Source organism: Methyloversatilis discipulorum, assembly GCF_018780585.1.
In the GTDB taxonomy this organism is placed as follows: domain Bacteria; phylum Pseudomonadota; class Gammaproteobacteria; order Burkholderiales; family Rhodocyclaceae; genus Methyloversatilis; species Methyloversatilis discipulorum_B.
On record NZ_JADMJL010000033.1, the window covers coordinates 21,188 to 39,038 of the forward strand.

The window sequence follows — 17,851 nt, forward strand, 5'->3', positions numbered from 1 at the left end:
AATCGTGAGCGGACTCGAATCGCTGGCCGGGAGCGGCCTGCTGCTGCCGCTGGTCGGCCTGCTTGGCCTGGCCGTCGGCAGCTTCCTCAACGTGGTGATCCACCGCCTGCCCATCATGATGGAGCGGGAGTGGGCGGCACAGTGCGCCGACCTGCGCAACGAGCCGGCGCCGGTGTTCGACGCGCTGTCGCTGCTGGCGCCGCGCTCGCGCTGTCCCAAGTGCGGCCATGGGATCGGCGCGCTGGAGAACATCCCGGTGCTGTCCTGGCTGCTGCTGCGCGGCCGGTGCCGAGGCTGCGGCACCGGCATCGGTGTCCGCTATCCGCTGGTCGAACTGCTGACCGGACTGCTGAGCCTGGCCTGTGCCTGGACATTCGGACCGACACTGCTGCTGATCGGCGCACTGGCCCTCGTATGGGCACTGATCGCGCTCACCTTCATCGACCTCGATACCCAGTTGCTGCCGGACAGCATCACGCTGCCGCTGATCTGGGCCGGACTGCTGCTCAACCTGCTCGGCGGCTTCACCGATCTGCAGTCGGCCGTCGTCGGTGCCATCGCCGGCTATCTGGTGCTGTGGAGCGTGTACTGGGCGTTCAAGCTGGCCACCGGCAAGGAGGGCATGGGCTACGGCGACTTCAAGCTGCTGTCCGCGCTCGGTGCCTTTCTCGGCTGGCAGATGCTGCCCGTAATCATCCTGCTGTCGTCGCTGGTCGGCGCCGTGGTCGGCATCGCACTGATCGTGCTGCGTTCGCACGGCCGCGACGTGCCGATTCCGTTCGGGCCCTATCTTGCCGCCGCTGGCGTGATCGCGCTGTTCTTCGGCGCCACGATCAACCGCACCTATCTGGGGCTGATGTAGGCATCTGCCGGGGCTTGAATCCCCAGAATGGGCGCCCCATTTCCGAAGCGCAGCGTCCGTTTCGCGCACCCGCTCCCGCCACGCGCGGGGCCGGCGATTTCCTGGCGCGAAATGTGCATGTGCAACAATGCCTTAGTCTATAATTTCGCGTTTTCTGGAGCTCGACATGCCGATCTACGGTTACCGCTGCTCGTCCTGCGGTTTTGAAAAGGACGTGATGCAGAAGATCAGCGCCGCGCCGCTGACCGATTGCCCGTCCTGCGGCGCATCGACCTTCACCAAGCAACTGTCCGCAGCCGGCTTCCAGCTCAAGGGCAGCGGCTGGTACGCCACCGATTTCAAGGGCGGTGGCTCGGGCTCCAGCACCACGACGCCGAAGGCAGACACGTCCACATCGACGGCATCCTCCTCGTCAGGCGACAGTGCTGCCGCGCCCTCGACGCCCTGTGGCGGCTCCTGCGCCTGCCATTGATGAAGCGTTACTTCATCACCGGTCTGCTGATCTGGATTCCGCTGGCCATCACGATCTGGGTGCTGGCCTGGATACTGGGCACTCTGGACCAGACCATGCTGCTGGTGCCCTGGCAGTGGCGACCGGCCCAGCTGTTCGGCTTCGACGTACCGGGCTTGGGCGTCATCCTGACCGTGCTCATCATCGTGGTCAGCGGCGTCATCGGCCACAACATCATCGGCCAGCGCCTGCTGCGTTACTGGGAAGGGCTGCTGTCGCGCATCCCGGTCGTGAAGTCGATCTACAACGGCGTGAAGCAGGTGTCGGACACGCTGTTCTCCAGCTCCGGCGAAGCCTTCCGCAAGGCGCTGCTGGTCCAGTACCCGCGCGAGGGCAGCTGGACCATCGCCTTCCTGACCGGCCAGCCGGGCGGGGACGTGGTCAATCACCTGCCCGACCACGTCAGCGTCTACGTGCCGACCACGCCCAACCCGACCTCGGGCTTCTTCCTGATGCTGCCGCGCAGCGACGTGATCGAGCTCGACATGACGGTGGACGAAGCACTCAAGTACATCGTGTCGATGGGCGTCGTCCCGCCGGCCAGAAAACCGAAACCGCATGCGGCCGTCGTGCCCGCACTCGACAACTGAACCGGGGTTTTCCGACCCCGCACTTTCCCGGAATCACACCATGCGCACGCAATACTGCGGCCTGCTCGACGCGGGCTACCTCGACCAGACCGTCACCCTGTTCGGCTGGGCTCACCGTCGCCGCGACCACGGCGGCGTCATCTTCATCGACCTGCGCGACCGCGAAGGTCTGGTGCAGGTGGTGTGCGACCCGGATCGCGCGGAAACCTTTGCCGTGGCGGAGTCGGTGCGCAACGAGTTCTGCCTGCGAGTGACGGGCCGCGTGCGCCGCCGCCCGGAGGGTACGACCAATGCCAACCTGGTGTCGGGCGAGATCGAAGTGCTGGCGCATGAAGTCGAGGTGCTGAACGCTTCGGTCACGCCGCCCTTCCCGCTGGATGACGACAACCTGTCGGAGACCGTGCGTCTGACCCACCGCGTGATCGACCTGCGCCGCCCGGCGATGCAGAAGAACATGATGCTGCGCTACAAGACGGCGATGGCCTTCCGCCGTTTCCTCGACGGCCAGGGCTTCATCGACATCGAAACGCCGATGCTCACCAAGAGCACGCCGGAAGGCGCGCGTGACTATCTGGTGCCCAGCCGCGTGCACGACGGCCAGTTCTTCGCGCTGCCGCAGTCGCCGCAGCTGTTCAAGCAGTTGCTGATGGTGGCCGGCTACGACCGCTACTACCAGATCACCAAATGCTTCCGTGACGAGGATCTGCGCGCCGATCGTCAGCCGGAATTCACCCAGGTCGATATCGAAACCAGCTTCCTGACCGAGCACGAAATCACTGCGATGATGGAAGACATGATCCGCTATGTCTTCAAGGAAGCGTTGTCGGTCGACCTGCCCGCGCCCTTCCCGCGCATGACCTACGCCGAGGCGATGAGCCGTTTCGGTTCGGACAAGCCGGATCTGCGCGTGACGCTGGAGCTGGTGGACGTCGCCGACGCGGTCAAGGATGTCGCCTTCAAGGTGTTCTCCGGCCCGGCCAATGACCCGGCCTGCCGCGTCACGGCACTGCGCGTGCCCGGCGGGGCCTCGCTGTCGCGCGGCGAAATCGACGGCTACACCGAATTCGTCAAGATCTACGGCGCCAAGGGCCTGGCCTACATCAAGGTCAATGACGTCACCAAGCTGAACGAGGAAGGCCTGCAGTCGCCCATCGTCAAGAACCTGAGCCCCGAGTCGCTGGCCGCGATCATGGCCCGTACCGGCGCCCAGAGCGGCGACGTGATCTTCTTCGGTTCCGACAAGGCCAAGGTCGTGTCCGACGCGCTGGGCGCGCTGCGCCTGAAGATCGGCCACGAGAAGGGCTATGCGACCGGCGACGCCTGGCGCCCGCTGTGGGTGGTCGACTTCCCGATGTTCGAGTACGACGAGGACGAAAAGCGCTGGAACGCCTGCCACCACCCCTTCACCAGTCCGAAGGACGAGCACATCGCGCTGCTGAAGACCGATCCGGGCAAGTGCCTGGCCAAGGCCTACGACCTGGCGCTGAACGGCTGGGAAATCGGCGGCGGTTCGGTGCGTATCCACCAGGCCTCGGTACAGGAAACCGTGTTCGAAGCGCTCAACATCGGTCCGGAAGAACAGCAGCTCAAGTTCGGCTTCCTGCTCGACGCGCTGAAGTACGGCGCGCCGCCGCACGGCGGCCTCGCTTTCGGTCTGGACCGCATCGTCACGATGATGACCGGCGCCGAGTCGATCCGCGACGTGATCGCCTTCCCCAAGACCCAGCGCGCCCAGTGTCTGCTGACCCAGGCACCGAGCCCGGTGGACGAACGCCAGCTGCGCGAACTGCACATCAAGCTGCGCAACACGCCGAAGGCCGACGCCGGCGCCTGAGCCAGTGGTGACCCGCCTGCCCCGCCGGCTCCCGGCGCCACTGCTGGCGCCGATCCTGGCCCTGTGGCTGTTGCTGACCGGCTTCGCCTCGCCCGAGGTGGAGCTGGCGCAACTGCCGCCGGAAGCGGCGCAGACGCTGGCGCTGATCCGCCAGGGCGGGCCTTTCCCGTATAACCGTGACGGCGTCGTGTTCCACAATCGCGAACGCCGTCTGCCGATGCAGAAACGCGGCTATTACCGCGAATACACGGTGCCCACGCCCGGCCTGAACCACCGCGGCGCCCGTCGCATCGTCGCCGGCAGCGGCGTCGACGGCGACGTGCGCCATTCGGGCGAATACTGGTACACGGCGGATCACTACCGCAGCTTCCGCCGCATCAAGGAATGAACGATGTCCGCACTGCCCCCTGATTCAATGCAGTCCCGCCTCGGCGACGCCACCCGCAGCGGTGTGTTTTCCGCGCAGCCGACAGCTGCCGCGCGCGCCGCACGCTTCGCCGAACCGGCCGGTCTGCTGCTGATCGGCCTCGACCTGAAGGACAGCCGCGACCAGGCGTCGCTGCTGCAGCTGTTCGCCGAAACGATGGGCTTTCCCGACACCTTCGGCCACAACCTCGACGCGCTCGGCGACTGCCTCGGCGACCTGTCGTGGTTGCCGGAAAGCCGCGGCTACCTGCTGCACCTGAGCAACTGCGCCAAGCCGGTCGAGCGCTGCAAGGACGATTTCGACGCGCTGGTCGCCGTGCTGAACGACGCGGCCGAAGAGTGGCGCGGCCGCGGCACGCCGTTCTGGGTGCTGATCGACCAGCCACACACCCGCGCCCGCCCCTTCATGGCCAGCGCATGAAGCGGCCACAGTCGGTCCTGGTGCTGATCCACAGCGACGGCGGCGACATCCTGCTGATCGAGCGGGCGAAGCACCCGGGCTACTGGCAGTCGGTCACCGGCAGCATCGAGTCCGGCGAAACGCCGGAACGGGCGGCGCAACGTGAAGTCGAGGAAGAGACCGGCATCGTCGCACCAGCCGGGGCTTTCGACCGCTGGCATCACAGCAGCCGCTTCGAAATCTATCCGATCTGGCGCCATCGCTATCCGCCCGGCGTCACCCACAACACCGAGCACGCCTTCAGCCTCTGCGTACCGCGCGACACGCCGATCCGGCTGGCGCCGGACGAGCACCGCGACTGGCGCTGGCTGCCCTGGCGCGAGGCGCTCGATGCGGTGTTTTCGTGGACGAACCGCGATGCGATCCGGATGTTGACCCAGCGCAAGCGCCTGAACCGGCAGTCTTGAAATCGGTTTTTTCCATCCCTAGTTTGGGTGTACGCGGATACCCGCACCCGACATGGAAAGGACGAAACGATGAATCAGGTCACCCGCTGGGATCCTTTTGAAAATCTGTTCAAGGACTTTCGCGGCCTCGTGCTGCAACCGGTCGACCTCGCCAACAACCCCGACGTACCGGCGCTCAAGGTCGATGTGAAGGAAGACAAGGACGCCTACACCGTGCACGCCGACCTGCCGGGTGTGGCGAAGGACGACATCCACGTCAACATCGAAGGATCGGTGGTGTCGATCAGTGCCGAAAAGAAGCGCACGGTGGAGAACAAGGAAGGCGAGCGCGTGCTGCGTTCCGAGCGCCATTACGGCAAGGTGTCGCGCAGCTTCCAGCTCGGCCAGGACATCGACGAAGCCCGGGCGCAGGCCCGTTTCGCCGACGGCGTGCTGGAACTGACACTGCCGAAGAAGGTAGTCGCCGCCTCGAAGAAGCTCACCATCCAGTAAGCCGTTCGCACCCCGGAAAAAGCGGACACCCAGCCGGTGTCCGCTTTTTGTTTGTGCGGTGCAAGGCTAGAATCCGGCCTCATCCTTACACCTCGCCCGAGCCCGGAAAATGCCCCTGACCTCTGACCTCACCTCCGGTATCACGCCGCACGCCAAGGCCGCGGTGCTGTCCGAGGCGCTGCCCTACATCCGCCGCTTCCAGGACCGCACCATCGTCGTGAAATACGGCGGCAACGCGATGACCGACCCCGCGCTGAAACTGGGCTTCGCGCGCGACGTGACGCTGCTCAAGCTGGTCGGCATGAACCCGGTGGTGGTGCATGGCGGTGGCCCGCAGATCGACGACCTGCTCAAGCGTGTCGGCAAGCAGGGCACCTTCATCCAGGGCATGCGCGTCACCGACGAAGAAACGATGGACATCGTCGAGATGGTGCTCGGCGGTCATGTGAACAAGGACATCGTGAACCTGATCAACCAGGCGGGCGGCAAGGCCGTTGGCCTGACCGGTCAGGACGGCTCCTTCATCCGTGCCACCAAGCTGATGATGCCGAACAAGGACAAGCCGAACGAAATGCTCGACATCGGCCTGGTCGGTGACATCGTGTCGATCGACCCGACCATCATCAACTTCCTCGACAGCGGCGACTTCATCCCGGTGATCGCGCCGATCGGCGTCGGCCCCGACGGCGAAAGCTATAACATCAACGCCGACGTGGTCGCCGGCAAGCTGGCGGAAATCCTGAAGGCGGAAAAGCTCGTGCTGCTCACCAACACGCCGGGCGTGCTCGACAAGGAAGGCAATCTGCTGACCGGCATTACGCCGCGCGACGTCGACGCGATGATCGCCGACGGCACGCTGTCCGGCGGCATGCTGCCGAAGATCGGCTCTGCGCTGGATGCTGCGCGCAGCGGCGTCAAGAGCGTGCACATCATCGACGGTCGCGTGCCGAACGCGCTGCTGCTCGAAGTGCTGACCGACGACGGCGTCGGCACGCTGATCAAGAGCAAATGACGTCCCCCAGGGCCGGGCGTCGCCCGGCCCGTCCCCCGGAAGGCGCAAGACATCAGCCCTGACCCGATTCATGCGCGTCGCCTGGACGCAGGCAGGCAGCCGGTCTGGATCTTCGATCTGGACAACACGCTGCACGACGCCAATCCGCACGTCTTTCCGCACCTGAACCGGGCGATGACCGCCTGGTTGATGGACGAACTGGGGCTGACGCACGCCGAGGCGGACCACCTTCGTGTGCACTACTGGCACCGCTACGGCGCCACACTGCTCGGCCTGATGCGACACCACGGCACCCGCCCCGCACACTTCCTGCGCGGCACGCACGACGTCGAGGCGCTGCGCCCGGGCATCGTGTTCGACCGCGCGCTGCTGCACGTGCTGCGCCGCCTGCCAGGCCGCAAGATCGTGTTCACCAACGGCCCGCTGCATTACGCCGAGGCTGTGCTCGACGTGATGGGCATGAGCACGCTGTTCGACGGCATCCACGCTATCGAGCACTCGCGCTATGCGCCGAAGCCGCGGCTGAAGGGCTTCCTGCACCTGCTGCGCGACTACCGGCTCACGGCTTCACGCTGCATCATGGTCGAGGACACGGCAACCAATCTGCGCACCGCCAAGCAGCTGGGCATGCGCACCGTGTGGATCAGCCGCGATGCCGCCCATCACTCCTATGTAGACGTGCGATTTACGTCGGCGCTGCAGTTGCATCGCATGCGTTGGGTCATGAATCGCTGACGAATGAAACGGCCCATGCAATATCGGCCGGATTCCCTGCGAACAGCCCATCTACACCACGGCTGCGCTTCGGCCCCTGCTGAGCCACGCCCACCCGCATACCGTAAGCAGCCCGCACAGAACAAGCGTCGCCGGCTGCGGCTCCGGTACAGCCGCCGCATATGCGAACTCTAGGCTTGAGAGACGATAGCTGTCCTCGGTTGAGAGAACGGAGAACGACGAAAGAGGAGCAGAGGCAAATAGACCTGTAATCACCACACTCGGGAAGGGTTCCACATTCGAGGCGGTACCGATCACCGCTCCGTCAGAATTGAAGGCATGTACAACAGCTGAGTGGAACCGAATGCCCCCGAGATTGCCGATTGCAGAAGCATTCAATCTGACGAACGCGACCGGTGCGGCAAACGAGAATGTCAGCGACTCTCCGGGGTCCAGTGTGTAGTCTTCACCGCCGACTACGCCGATTCCATTCAGATCGAGAAACTGGACGGCACTGGAACCCGTGATCTCCACCCCATCCTTCTTCCAGTTCGAAGTCTGGAACGTTCCCTTATCGTCGAAATCGACGACAATATTCGCGCCCAAAGTTGTGGCAGGCAGCACCAGGAGTGCTCCGGCGATAGCGGTCAGACGGCTTAAGCGCGATCTGTTCAATCCGATGAACCGGAGCATGAGGTGTCCTCCCGTTAACTTCGTCGAGCGAAGAGCAGTACTCGCGAAGCATAGACATCAGCGCGACAGAAATCACCCCATCATTCGCGGGCGGTCCCTGGTCTCGGGTGCGCTACCCCCATGCTGGCCAGGACCTTCAAACCTGACGTACGGAAACTGTTCGACTGCCGACCGTGGCGTGTCCAAGGCGTGCTCAGTTACCTAGGAAAATCCATCACTCCTGCAGCCAGCGCGCCGCGTCCAGCGCGTAATAGGTGAGGACGCCGTCGGCACCGGCGCGCTTGAAGGCGAGCAGCGCCTCCATCGCGGTCGCCCGCTCGTCCAGCCAGCCGTTGGCCACCGCTGCCTTCAGCATCGCGTACTCGCCACTCACCTGGTAGGCATAGGTCGGCACTCCCAGTTCGGCCTTCACCCGGCGCACGATGTCGAGGTAGGGCATGCCCGGCTTCACCATCACCATGTCGGCCCCCTCGGCGATGTCCAGCGCGACTTCGCGGATGGCCTCGTCGCTGTTCGCCGGATCCATCTGGTAGGTGTACTTGTTGCCCTTGCCCAGGTTGCCGGCCGAGCCCACCGCGTCACGGAAGGGGCCGTAGAAGGCTGAGGCGTACTTCGCCGAGTAGGCGAGGATGCGGGTGTGGATCAGCGCGTGCGCGTCCAGTTCGAAGCGGATGCGACCGACCCGGCCATCCATCATGTCGGACGGCGCCACCACGTCGGCGCCGGCCTGGGCGTGGCACAGCGCCTGTTTTGCCAGCGCTTCCAGCGTTTCGTCGTTCATGACGTAACCGGAGGCGTCGATCAGGCCGTCCTGACCGTGTGAGGTGTAGGGGTCGAGGGCGACGTCGGTGATCACGCCCAGTTCGGGGAAGCGCTGCTTCAGCGCACGCACGGTGCGCGGCACCAGACCGTCCGGGTTCCAGGCTTCGGCCGCGTCGTCGGTCTTCAGACCGGCGTCGATGACCGGGAACAGCGCCAGCGCCGGCACGCCCAGCGCCACCGCCTGTTCGGCCACGCCGAGCAGCAGATCGACGCTGACCCGATTCACGCCCGGCATCGACGCCACCGCCTCGCTGCGGCTCGGCCCGTCGAGCACGAATACCGGGAAGATGAGGTCGTCGGCGCTGAGGCGGTTCTCGCGCATCAGGCGGCGCGAAAAGTCGTCGCGGCGCATGCGGCGCATGCGAGTCGAGGGGAAGTGGCTGGCGGAAGAGGGCATCGTCTGGACCTGCGAAAACGGAAGCCGCGATGATAGTACGCGGCGCCCTTCCGCTCGATCCGCCGCCACTTCAATTAGCACACGAAGCGAACGGAACTTTGAAAAAGGGGCCCCGGTCAGAGCGTGCGACGGTGCGAGCCGTCACCCGCTTCACCTCCCTGAGCGGGTGCCTTGCGTGCGAGGCGTTTCGAGCCCACGGCTTCATCCCCTTTAGCCGTGGGCTTTTTCTTTTTTCAGGCCGCGGACGTGTCCGGCGGTGGCAGTGCCGCGCTCAGCCAGGGCGCGACCACCTGCTCGACCTCGTCTACGCCGGTCTTCTTCAGGCTGGAGAACAGTTGCACCGTTACCTGCTCACCCATGCCCGACAGCTGGCGACGCACGTCGGCCAGCGTCGCCGCCTGTGCGCTGCGCGTGAGCTTGTCGGCCTTGGTCAGCAGCACGTGCATCGGCTTTCCGCTCTGCGAGAACCACTGGATCATGTTCCAGTCGAGTTCGGTCAGCGGGTGACGCGAATCCATGATGAGCACCAGCCCGACCAGGCTCTCGCGCTCCTTCAGGTAACGCTCGATCAGCCCCGCCCAGGCGCGACGCACCTCGACCGGCACCTGGGCGAAGCCGTAGCCCGGCAGATCGACCAGGAAGCCGCCCTTGACCAGCTTGAAGTAATTGATCAGCTGGGTGCGGCCCGGCGTCTTGCTGACGAAGGCCAGCCGCGTGTGACCGACCAGCGTGTTGATCGCACTGGACTTGCCGGCGTTCGAACGCCCGGCGAAAGCGATCTCCGGGCCGATGGGCGCTGGCAGGCCGGACGGCTTGGCAACGGAGATATGGAAGGAGGCGCCGCGGAAGAGAGAGGACAAATCAGAATCGCGCAATGCGCGCCCGGGAAAACACGGTAAAATGAGGAGTTTAGCGTATCACCGAAATTTTCCCGGACCTTTGCCCGGCATCACCGCTCAAGGAAAGTCATGCGCCACCTCACCGCTCTTGGTTTCGCCCTGTCCCTGACCCTCGTTTCGGCCAGCGCGCTGGCCTCCGAAGAAAAAGCAGCCCCGAAGGCCGACGCAGCCGCGGGCAAGACCATCGCCACCCAGGTGTGTGCGGCCTGTCATGGCGCCGATGGCAACAGCGCCATCCCGGCCAATCCTAAGCTCGCCGGCCAGCACCCCGAATACCTGTACAAGCAGCTGATGAATTTCAAGGCGAAGGACGGCAAGCCGGCCGAGCGCGTCAATGGCGTGATGGCCGGCATGGTGGCCGGGCTGTCCGAACAGGACATGCGCAACCTCGCCGCCTACTACGCCGGCCAGAAGCCGAGCGGTGGCGAAGCCAAGGGCTCGCGTGAAAGCATCGAACTGGGTCAGAAGCTGTGGCGCGGTGGCGACCAGAGCAAGGGGCTGCCCGCCTGTGCCGGCTGTCACGGCCCGGCCGGCGCCGGCCTGCCGGCGCAGTACCCGCGCATCGCCGGCCAGCACGCCGACTACACCGAAGCGCAGCTGAAGACCTTCCGCGTCGGCGAACGCGCCAACGACCCGGCCAAGATGATGCGCATGATCGCGGTGAAGATGACCGACGCCGAAATCAAGGCGGTGGCCGACTACGCAGCCGGCCTGCGCTGATTCGCCAGCGTTTCGATCTCGCTCTCCGAAAAGCCCGCCTCCAGGCGGGCTTTTTCGTTGACCGGCGGCTGCAGCCGCGGCGCATCGAACTCGTTGAACAGGTGCAGGAAGGTCGCCTCCGGCGCCAGCCCGCGCTGCGCACACAGGTGACGGAACCAGCGGTCACCGACCGCCACGTGGGTGATTTCGTCGCTCAGCACGATGTCCAGGATGTCCAGCGCCGCCTGATCGCCGATCGCGCGCAGCTTGGCCATGATGGGTGGCGTGGCGTCCAGCCCGCGCGCTTCGAGCACACGCGGCACCAGCGCCATGCGGACCAGCGCATCGTGCGCGGTGCGGCGCGCCATGTCCCACAGACCGGCGTGCGCCGGAAAATCACCGTAGTCGTAGCCCAGCGTGCGCAGGTGGGTGCGCAGCAGACCGAAGTGGCGCGCCTCGTCTGCCGCGACACGCAGCCAGTCACCCAGATAGTCGTCCGGCAGTTCACGGAAGCGCCAGGCGGCGTCGAGCGCCAGATTGATGGCGGTGAACTCGATGTGGCAGATGGCGTGGATCATCGCGCCGTGGCCTTCGCGACTGCCGATGCGGCGCGAACGCAGGGCCGACGGTTCGACCAGTTCGGGCCTGGTCGGCCGGCCCGCGTCGTCGATGGCGTGCGGCGGCGCTGCCGTCCGGTCGAACACGGCGCCGGTCTGCCATTCGCGCCACAGGCTCGCCACCTGCGCACATTTGTCGTCGGGGTCGGCGCACATCAGCGCATCGTGCAGTGTGTCGAAAATCTTTCTGCTCATTTGCGGTCTTCGGTAAGGACTGGCGACCTGACACGGTCTGCACAGACATGAAGCCAGGAGTGTACCCATGCTGATCAAACGCCAGACGGACATCGTGCCGTCGGAAATCACCCCGCGCGCGCTGTTCGACAGCCGCCGCGATTTCATCCGCGCCGCCGGTCTCGGCGTCGGCGCCGCGCTGCTCGGCGCCGGCCTGTCGGGCGAGGCGCGCGCCGCCGGCTACGGCGGCCAGTCGCTGGGTCTGCTGCTGAAAAGCCCGCTGTCGACCGACGAGAAGCTGAACGACTACAAGGACATCACCAGCTACTGCAATTTCTACGAATTCGGCACCGACAAGAGCGACCCGTCGCGCAACGCGCACCGCATGTCGACCCGGCCGTGGACAGTGAGCATCGAAGGCATGGTGCAGAAGCCGAAGACGCTGGCGATCGAGGACGTGCTTAAGCTGGCGCCGCTGGAAGAGCGGATCTACCGGCTGCGCTGCGTCGAGGCGTGGTCCATGGTCGTGCCCTGGGTCGGCCTGCCGCTGTCGGCGCTGCTGAAGCAGGTCGAGCCGCTCGGTGGCGCGAAGTACGTCGAATTCACCACGCTGGCCGATCCGAAAACCATGCCCGGCGTGCGCAGCGCCGTGCTCGACTGGCCCTATGTCGAAGGGCTGCGCATCGACGAGGCCATGCACCCGCTGACGCTGCTGGCGGTCGGCCTTTACGGCGAAGTGCTGCCGAACCAGAACGGCGCACCGATGCGCCTTGTGGTGCCGTGGAAGTACGGCTTCAAGAGCGCGAAATCGATCGTGAAGATCCGCTTCACCGACAAGGAGCCGGTCAGTTCCTGGACCCGTGCCGCCGCCCGCGAATACGGCTTCTATTCGAACGTGAATCCGGAAGTCGATCACCCGCGCTGGAGCCAGGCGCGCGAGCGGCGCATCGGCGAATTCACCAAGCGCAAGACGCTCATGTTCAACGGCTACGGCGAGCAGGTCGCGTCGCTCTACGCCGGCATGGATCTGAAGAAGCAGTTCTGACGATGCGCGAGCGCGCCTTCAGCCCCGACCGCGTGCAGTTTGCCTGGATCTGGCGCGCGGTCTGGGCGGCCTGCCTGCTGCCGCTGATGCTGCTGGTGGCGGGCGGTCTGCGTGATGCACTGGGCGCCAATCCTATCGAGCACATCACGCGCGCCACCGGCGACTGGACGCTGCGCCTGTTGCTGCTGACGCTGGCGGTGACGCCGCTGCGCCAGCTCACCGGCTGGCACTGGCTGGTGCGGCTGCGCCGCACGCTGGGCCTGTACGCCTTCTTCTACGGCAGTCTGCACCTCGCCACCTATGTCTGGCTCGACCAGTTCTTCGACTGGCCAGGCATCGTCGCGGACATCGTCAAGCGCCCCTTCGTCACGCTCGGGTTCGCCGCCTTCGTGCTCATGCTGCCGCTGGCGATCACCTCGACCAACGGCATGATCCGTCGCCTCGGCGGCCGCAGCTGGCAGCGCCTGCACCGCGCCGTCTACGCGGTCGGCGTGCTCGGTGTCGCGCACTACTGGTGGCTGGTGAAGAAGGACCTGACCGAACCCATCGCGTACGCCTTCGTGCTGGCCACGCTGTTCGCGCTGCGCCTGTGGCACGGCCGCCGCATGCGGCGCACGCTGGAAGCGCAGGCCGCCTGAGGCGGATGCACGCCGGCCGCCCGTCGTGCGCCGGTATCATGGCGCCCGATCCTTACACGGAATCGTCCGCGTGAACATCTTCTCTCCGCTGTACACACGCGCCATGCAGTGGGCGCGCCACCGTCGCGCGCCCTGGTTCCTCGGCGCGATGAGCTTCGCCGAGTCGTCCTTCTTTCCGATCCCGCCCGACGTGATGCTGGCGCCGATGAGCATGGCGGCGCCGCGGCGCGCGATGTTCTACGCACTGATCACCACGCTCACCTCGGTGGCCGGCGGCCTGTTCGGCTACCTGATCGGCGCCTTCGCCTTCGATCTGATCGAACCCTGGCTGCGCGACAGCCGCTACTGGGCCAGCTACGAAACCGCGCAGCAGTGGTTCGGCGACTGGGGCTTCTGGGCCATTTTCGTCGCCGGCTTCTCGCCGATTCCGTACAAGGTATTCACCATCGCCGCGGGCGCCATCTCGATGGCGCTGCTGCCTTTCACGCTGGCCTCCATCATCGGCCGTGGCGCGCGCTTCTTCCTGGTGGCCGGGTTGATGGCCTGGGGCGGGGAAAAGATGGAGGCGACGCTGCACCGCTACATCGATCGCCTGGGCTGGGCGACCGTGTTGCTGGTGGTGATCGGTGCAGCGGCCTGGAAGATGACGCGCGGCGCCTAAGCGCTCAGATGCGACGGCGGGCGCTGGCGACGATGACGCCGAGGCCGCCGAGCAGCAGCGCCCAGCCCGACGGCTCGGGCACCGGCGTGATGCTCAGGTTGTCGATCGCCAGCGCGCTGGTCGCCGTGTAGTCGCCAACATCGACGATGCCGAAACCGAGGCGGACCGCGCCGGACTGCGTGAACACGTACTCGAAGGTCGACCGATTGCTCTCGCGACGGAAGTGCGTAGTCGGCGGAAAAGGCGCATCCGACTCGTCGGCGATGCGGATGACCTGATCGCCGACCAGCAGGAAGGCGTAGTCCGGCAGCGGATCGACATAGGGCTCGGAGGTGGCGAACAGCCAGTCGAAGCGCAACGTATCGCCAGCGCTCACAGTCAGTTCGCGCCACATCGCCGAACCTTCGTAGGCGAAGCCGTCGGCCGTATCGAGCGCGCCGGGCGTCAGACCGATGCGGCTCTCCAGCCCGTCGGCGACGCCGACCTCGACCGCGGTGACGCCGGAGAAATTGAACACGCCGGCCGGCAGCGGAGCATCGTCTACCTCGGTCAGCGAGGCGGTGGTCAGGGCGATGTAGCCACCCGGGTTGGACACGTCGCCGGCCGTGGACCAGCCGTTCAGGCCGCTTTCAAAATTGTCCGCGAAGGCGGCTGCGCTGGCGGCGCCGCTCGCCAGCACGAGGCCGGCCGTCATCAAGCTGCGCACGAGGGCGTGGGTTTTCATGGTGTATCTCCTGCGAGTATTCGGGATAGGGCTCAGTAGGCGAAGTTCTGGCCGCTCAGTTGGCCGGGCTGCACACCGCTCAGCGTGACCAGCGTGCGCGGCACCCCGGTGCCGGCAAAGCCGTCGCTGTCGATCTGCACCAGCGTGCCGGCAGCGTTCGCAACGAGGCGCAGGTGGCCGGACTGCTGCGGATCGCCGACGATGCCCAGACCGACCAGCAGGGCGCGCAGATCGAGCACGTCCTGCGCCGGCGCGAAGTCGGTGATGAGGTCGGCCGCGTCGCGCATCGACTGATAGACGAAGGTGTCTGCGCCGGCACCACCGGTCAGCGTGTCCGCGCCAGCGCCACCGGTGATCACGTCGTCGCCGGCGCTGCCGTTCAGGCGGTCACGACCGGCCGTGCCGGCAATCTTCTTCTGCAGCGACAGCCCGATCACCACCGGGTCGTGATCCGACGACCGGTAGGCGTGCGGCGCGTACAGGTCCTGCGGCTTGAACTCGGTGTTGTAGTCGATGACAAAGGGCTCGTCGGTGTTGATGTGCCAGTGCGCGATGCCGCTGGTCTTCGCCGCCAGCGCAGGCGTGGCCAGCGCGTGATCGAGCGCCCCGCTCTCGCCGTCGAAGGTGTAGCTGTAGGCCAGATCGATGCCGGCGGCCAGATTCACCATGCCGGCCGCGGTCAGCGCATTGACCGGGTCCTCCTTGGAGTAGGCGTTCAGATCGCCGATCACCAGCACGTCGGTGGCGCCGCTGCCCGTTGTCAGCTGCTGCACGAAGGCGTTCAGCGCGGCGGCCTGCTGCACGCGCAGCGGGTTCCAGCAGCCCTGGCCGTCGCCCTGGTCGGCCTCGACACCGGCCGCGTCGCCGCAGGACTTCGACTTGAAGTGATTGACGACGACGCTGAAGCGCTCGCCGTTGGTGGCTGCGAAGGTCTGTGCCAGCGGCGGACGGTTGTGGATGGCGGCCGTGTCGCTGATCGCCGCGCCCACCGTCGACACGCGCGCCGGCTTGTAGATCATGGCCTGGCGGATGGCATCGCCGCCGCTGCCGCCGACCGGCACGCCGACCGCGACGTACACATTGGCGCCGTAGGCCGCGTTCAGCGCCGACACCAGATTGTTCACCGCGGTCTGACCGTTGTTCTCGATCTCGATCAGGCCCACCACGTCAGCATCGATGGCGCGCAGTGCGGCAACGATCTTGGCCTGCTGGCGCGAGAACTCGAGCGCGCTGTCGGCGCCACGGCAGTCGCTGCGCGTGCCCGACGGGAAGCACGACGCGCCGGCCTGATCGACCGTCGTGAAGTAGTTCAGCACGTTGAAGCTCGCTACCTTCACATTGCCGCCGACCGGTGCCGGCGCTGCGGTGCGCGGATGCGTGCGCTCGAACACCGGGGCGACGGTCGGGTGGATCTTGTAGTCGCGCGGGCCGTCGCTGGCGGCAGTGATCAGGCCGTGGTCGATCACACCGGTCAGCGTCTGCACCGTATCGCCGGCGCGCAGCGTGTCGTCGGCACCGATGAAGGGGATGGGATTCGGATTCTGCGCAGTCGAACCGTCGTCGAGCACGATGCGGCGGCGCGCATTGTCGTCGCGCAGCGCGAGCGCTTCGGCAGTGCCCGCGGCATGGCGGTTGGTCGGGATTTCCAGACGCCCGTCGGCAGACAGCGTCACCTGCCCGTAGCGCCCCTGGAAGTAGTTCTGTGACACGGTGAGCGGGGACACGATGCGCACCAGCATGCCCTCGTAGCGCTCCAGCTCGCCTTCGAACGTTTCCGGCAGCACGACGTCGGTCGGCTGCACGCTCACGCCGCTGCCCAGCACCTGGACGGCGGTCGGCGACACCAGTTCGGTCACCGTATTGAACTCGGTCACGCCAGCACTCAGGCGCAGACGCTGACCGACCTGAGCGGTACTGCCCGGCGCGTAGACGAAGATGCCGTCCGAGGTGGCGACGTCGCCATCGCCCGCTTCGTCCTGCAGGTAGTAGCCGGACAGGCCGGGGAACACCGCGGTGACGACGCCCTCGGTGGTGACCGTCTGGCCGTTCAGCGGACTGGCGCTGCCGCTGCCCTGGATGGCCGGAATCGGTGTGATCGCCGCCGCCGTGGCGACGGTGATGTCGACCGTGCAGTCGGCGGTCTGTGCGTCGTCATTGGCAAAGCGCAGTCCGATGGCATAGTTGCCGGCAGAGGTACTCGCAGCGACGGTGACGCTGGCCGACGCGCTGGCGCCGTCGCCGGCAGCGGGCGTCAGCGCACCCAGCGTGATGCCGGTCGGCAGGCTGCCGATCAGGCTCAGCGCATTGACCGTGCTGTCGGCATCGCTGGCCGACACATTCACGCCGCCGCCCTCACCCGCCTGCAGGCTCAGCGCCGGGCAGCGGGTGACGATGGGCTGATTCACGCCACCGCCGTTGCTGCCATCGACCACGATGTTGTCGACGCCCACCCATTCGTCGTTGCCCACGGCGTTAGTCGTGATGATGCGCAGCTGCAGCAGTGGCTGGTTGTCGGCCGCTGCCGGCAGCGTCACCGACACCGGCGTCACCTTGCCGGCCAGCGACGGACCTTCGGTCGCATCGGCGACGAAGGCGGCCGGCACGTTGATGAAGTTGCCGCTGTTGCCGACGCGATACTGCAGCGCCACCGGCTGGACCGCGTTGTCGGTCGAACCATCGAGATCGCGCAGGTCGTAACGCACGGTGATGCCGCTGCGGCCGCTGGTGTCGAGAGACAGCAGCAGGAAGGGCGCGTCGGCGGTACCGGAACCGGTCAGCGCGACCACCGGATCGGCCAGATGGAATTCGGTCACACCACCGGTGGTGAAGGAGTCCGGAGTTGTCTGGTTGGCATTGACGTCCACCGGCGTGCCGTTGCCGTCAGCGACGATGGCCTGCGGATCGGCAGCCGTGGCGCCGGTCAGGCTGTCACCGCGATAACCGGTGACGCCCGGCACCGCAGACCAGTCGTCGTTGCCGACGATGAGGCCGATGTTCGACCAGTCCTGACCAAAGGGCAGCGCTTGCGGCGTGCTGTCGGCGAGTGCCGGCTGACTGAGCAGACCGGCGGCGGCAAGCGCCAGAACGAGGGTGCGCGGCAGCACCGGGCGAACACTTTTCGATGACATGTGGAAATCCGGTCGAGATGTCTAGCGTAGCCCAAGGTCCCGCCGC

20 protein-coding genes are annotated in these 17,851 nt (G+C 66.2%); 14 read left to right on the forward strand and 6 right to left on the reverse strand.

The window, feature by feature from the left end; all coding sequences use genetic code 11:
- Positions 1 to 4 precede the first annotated feature (4 nt).
- The 10 genes from IV112_RS14455 (at position 5) to IV112_RS14500 (ending at position 7,329) form a co-directional block, all read left to right on the forward strand.
- Positions 5 to 862, forward strand: a complete 858-nt coding sequence (locus tag IV112_RS14455; RefSeq protein ID WP_304004377.1) for a prepilin peptidase — start codon at positions 5 to 7, stop codon at positions 860 to 862.
- 166 nt (positions 863 to 1,028) lie between these two features.
- Complete coding sequence (locus tag IV112_RS14460) at positions 1,029 to 1,334, forward strand: FmdB family zinc ribbon protein (RefSeq protein ID WP_304004379.1); 306 nt, start codon at positions 1,029 to 1,031, stop codon at positions 1,332 to 1,334.
- Positions 1,334 to 1,963: a DUF502 domain-containing protein gene (locus tag IV112_RS14465; RefSeq protein ID WP_304004381.1), complete on the forward strand. Its 630-nt coding sequence runs from the start codon at positions 1,334 to 1,336 to the stop codon at positions 1,961 to 1,963. The genes IV112_RS14460 and IV112_RS14465 overlap by 1 nt, the downstream gene beginning before the upstream one ends.
- Before the next feature lie 40 nt (positions 1,964 to 2,003).
- Positions 2,004 to 3,797 carry an aspartate--tRNA ligase gene (gene aspS, locus IV112_RS14470; RefSeq protein ID WP_304004382.1) on the forward strand — a complete coding sequence of 598 codons (1,794 nt, stop codon included), beginning with the start codon at positions 2,004 to 2,006 and terminating at the stop codon, positions 3,795 to 3,797.
- 4 nt (positions 3,798 to 3,801) lie between these two features.
- Positions 3,802 to 4,185, forward strand: a complete 384-nt coding sequence (locus IV112_RS14475; RefSeq protein ID WP_304004384.1) for a ribonuclease domain-containing protein — start codon at positions 3,802 to 3,804, stop codon at positions 4,183 to 4,185.
- Positions 4,186 to 4,188: 3 nt separating this feature from the next.
- On the forward strand, positions 4,189 to 4,644 hold the full coding sequence (locus IV112_RS14480) for a barstar family protein (RefSeq protein ID WP_304004386.1): 456 nt from the start codon (positions 4,189 to 4,191) through the stop codon (positions 4,642 to 4,644).
- The gene (gene nudB / locus IV112_RS14485; protein WP_304004387.1) at positions 4,641 to 5,090 is read left to right on the forward strand and encodes a dihydroneopterin triphosphate diphosphatase; all 450 of its coding nucleotides are present in this window, start codon (positions 4,641 to 4,643) and stop codon (positions 5,088 to 5,090) included. The genes IV112_RS14480 and nudB overlap by 4 nt, the downstream gene beginning before the upstream one ends.
- A 69-nt stretch (positions 5,091 to 5,159) precedes the next feature.
- Positions 5,160 to 5,582 (forward strand): Hsp20/alpha crystallin family protein, encoded by a 423-nt coding sequence (locus IV112_RS14490; RefSeq protein WP_020166143.1) that lies wholly within the window; start codon positions 5,160 to 5,162, stop codon positions 5,580 to 5,582.
- A gap of 109 nt (positions 5,583 to 5,691) precedes the next feature.
- The gene (argB, locus tag IV112_RS14495; RefSeq protein WP_304004390.1) at positions 5,692 to 6,594 is read left to right on the forward strand and encodes an acetylglutamate kinase; all 903 of its coding nucleotides are present in this window, start codon (positions 5,692 to 5,694) and stop codon (positions 6,592 to 6,594) included.
- 129 nt (positions 6,595 to 6,723) lie between these two features.
- Positions 6,724 to 7,329 carry an HAD-IA family hydrolase gene (locus IV112_RS14500; RefSeq protein ID WP_438362242.1) on the forward strand — a complete coding sequence of 202 codons (606 nt, stop codon included), beginning with the start codon at positions 6,724 to 6,726 and terminating at the stop codon, positions 7,327 to 7,329.
- Positions 7,330 to 7,380: 51 nt separating this feature from the next.
- Here the strand turns inward: IV112_RS14500 and IV112_RS14505 are convergent, their stop codons facing one another.
- From IV112_RS14505 to yihA, 3 genes are all read right to left on the reverse strand, one after another.
- Positions 7,381 to 8,001, reverse strand: a complete 621-nt coding sequence (locus tag IV112_RS14505; protein WP_304004392.1) for a hypothetical protein — start codon at positions 7,999 to 8,001, stop codon at positions 7,381 to 7,383.
- Between the two features lie 214 nt (positions 8,002 to 8,215).
- Complete coding sequence (gene hemB, locus IV112_RS14510) at positions 8,216 to 9,220, reverse strand: porphobilinogen synthase (protein WP_304004394.1); 1,005 nt, start codon at positions 9,218 to 9,220, stop codon at positions 8,216 to 8,218.
- Positions 9,221 to 9,453: 233 nt separating this feature from the next.
- Positions 9,454 to 10,080 carry a ribosome biogenesis GTP-binding protein YihA/YsxC gene (gene yihA, locus IV112_RS14515; RefSeq protein ID WP_304004396.1) on the reverse strand — a complete coding sequence of 209 codons (627 nt, stop codon included), beginning with the start codon at positions 10,078 to 10,080 and terminating at the stop codon, positions 9,454 to 9,456.
- 108 nt (positions 10,081 to 10,188) lie between these two features.
- Between yihA and IV112_RS14520 the strand changes: the two genes are divergently transcribed.
- Positions 10,189 to 10,839 carry a c-type cytochrome gene (locus IV112_RS14520; RefSeq protein WP_296813724.1) on the forward strand — a complete coding sequence of 217 codons (651 nt, stop codon included), beginning with the start codon at positions 10,189 to 10,191 and terminating at the stop codon, positions 10,837 to 10,839.
- Here IV112_RS14520 and IV112_RS14525 read toward each other — a convergent pair.
- Positions 10,818 to 11,630 carry a ferritin-like domain-containing protein gene (locus tag IV112_RS14525; RefSeq protein ID WP_304004398.1) on the reverse strand — a complete coding sequence of 271 codons (813 nt, stop codon included), beginning with the start codon at positions 11,628 to 11,630 and terminating at the stop codon, positions 10,818 to 10,820. The two genes, IV112_RS14520 and IV112_RS14525, sit on opposite strands and share 22 nt — an antisense overlap.
- A gap of 67 nt (positions 11,631 to 11,697) precedes the next feature.
- On the opposite strand from IV112_RS14525, the gene msrP reads away from it, so the two are divergent.
- The 3 genes from msrP (at position 11,698) to IV112_RS14540 (ending at position 13,953) form a co-directional block, all read left to right on the forward strand.
- Entirely contained in the window at positions 11,698 to 12,654 is a 957-nt protein-coding gene (gene msrP, locus IV112_RS14530; RefSeq protein WP_304004399.1) for a protein-methionine-sulfoxide reductase catalytic subunit MsrP, read from the forward strand.
- A gap of 2 nt (positions 12,655 to 12,656) precedes the next feature.
- Complete coding sequence (locus IV112_RS14535) at positions 12,657 to 13,292, forward strand: sulfite oxidase heme-binding subunit YedZ (protein ID WP_304004401.1); 636 nt, start codon at positions 12,657 to 12,659, stop codon at positions 13,290 to 13,292.
- Positions 13,293 to 13,362: 70 nt separating this feature from the next.
- Positions 13,363 to 13,953, forward strand: a complete 591-nt coding sequence (locus tag IV112_RS14540; protein WP_304004403.1) for a YqaA family protein — start codon at positions 13,363 to 13,365, stop codon at positions 13,951 to 13,953.
- A gap of 4 nt (positions 13,954 to 13,957) precedes the next feature.
- Here the strand turns inward: IV112_RS14540 and IV112_RS14545 are convergent, their stop codons facing one another.
- The gene (locus IV112_RS14545) at positions 13,958 to 14,677 is read right to left on the reverse strand and encodes a PEP-CTERM sorting domain-containing protein (RefSeq protein ID WP_304004405.1); all 720 of its coding nucleotides are present in this window, start codon (positions 14,675 to 14,677) and stop codon (positions 13,958 to 13,960) included.
- A gap of 32 nt (positions 14,678 to 14,709) precedes the next feature.
- The gene (locus IV112_RS14550; RefSeq protein WP_304004406.1) at positions 14,710 to 17,805 is read right to left on the reverse strand and encodes an ExeM/NucH family extracellular endonuclease; all 3,096 of its coding nucleotides are present in this window, start codon (positions 17,803 to 17,805) and stop codon (positions 14,710 to 14,712) included.
- Between the last annotated feature and the right edge of the window lie 46 nt (positions 17,806 to 17,851).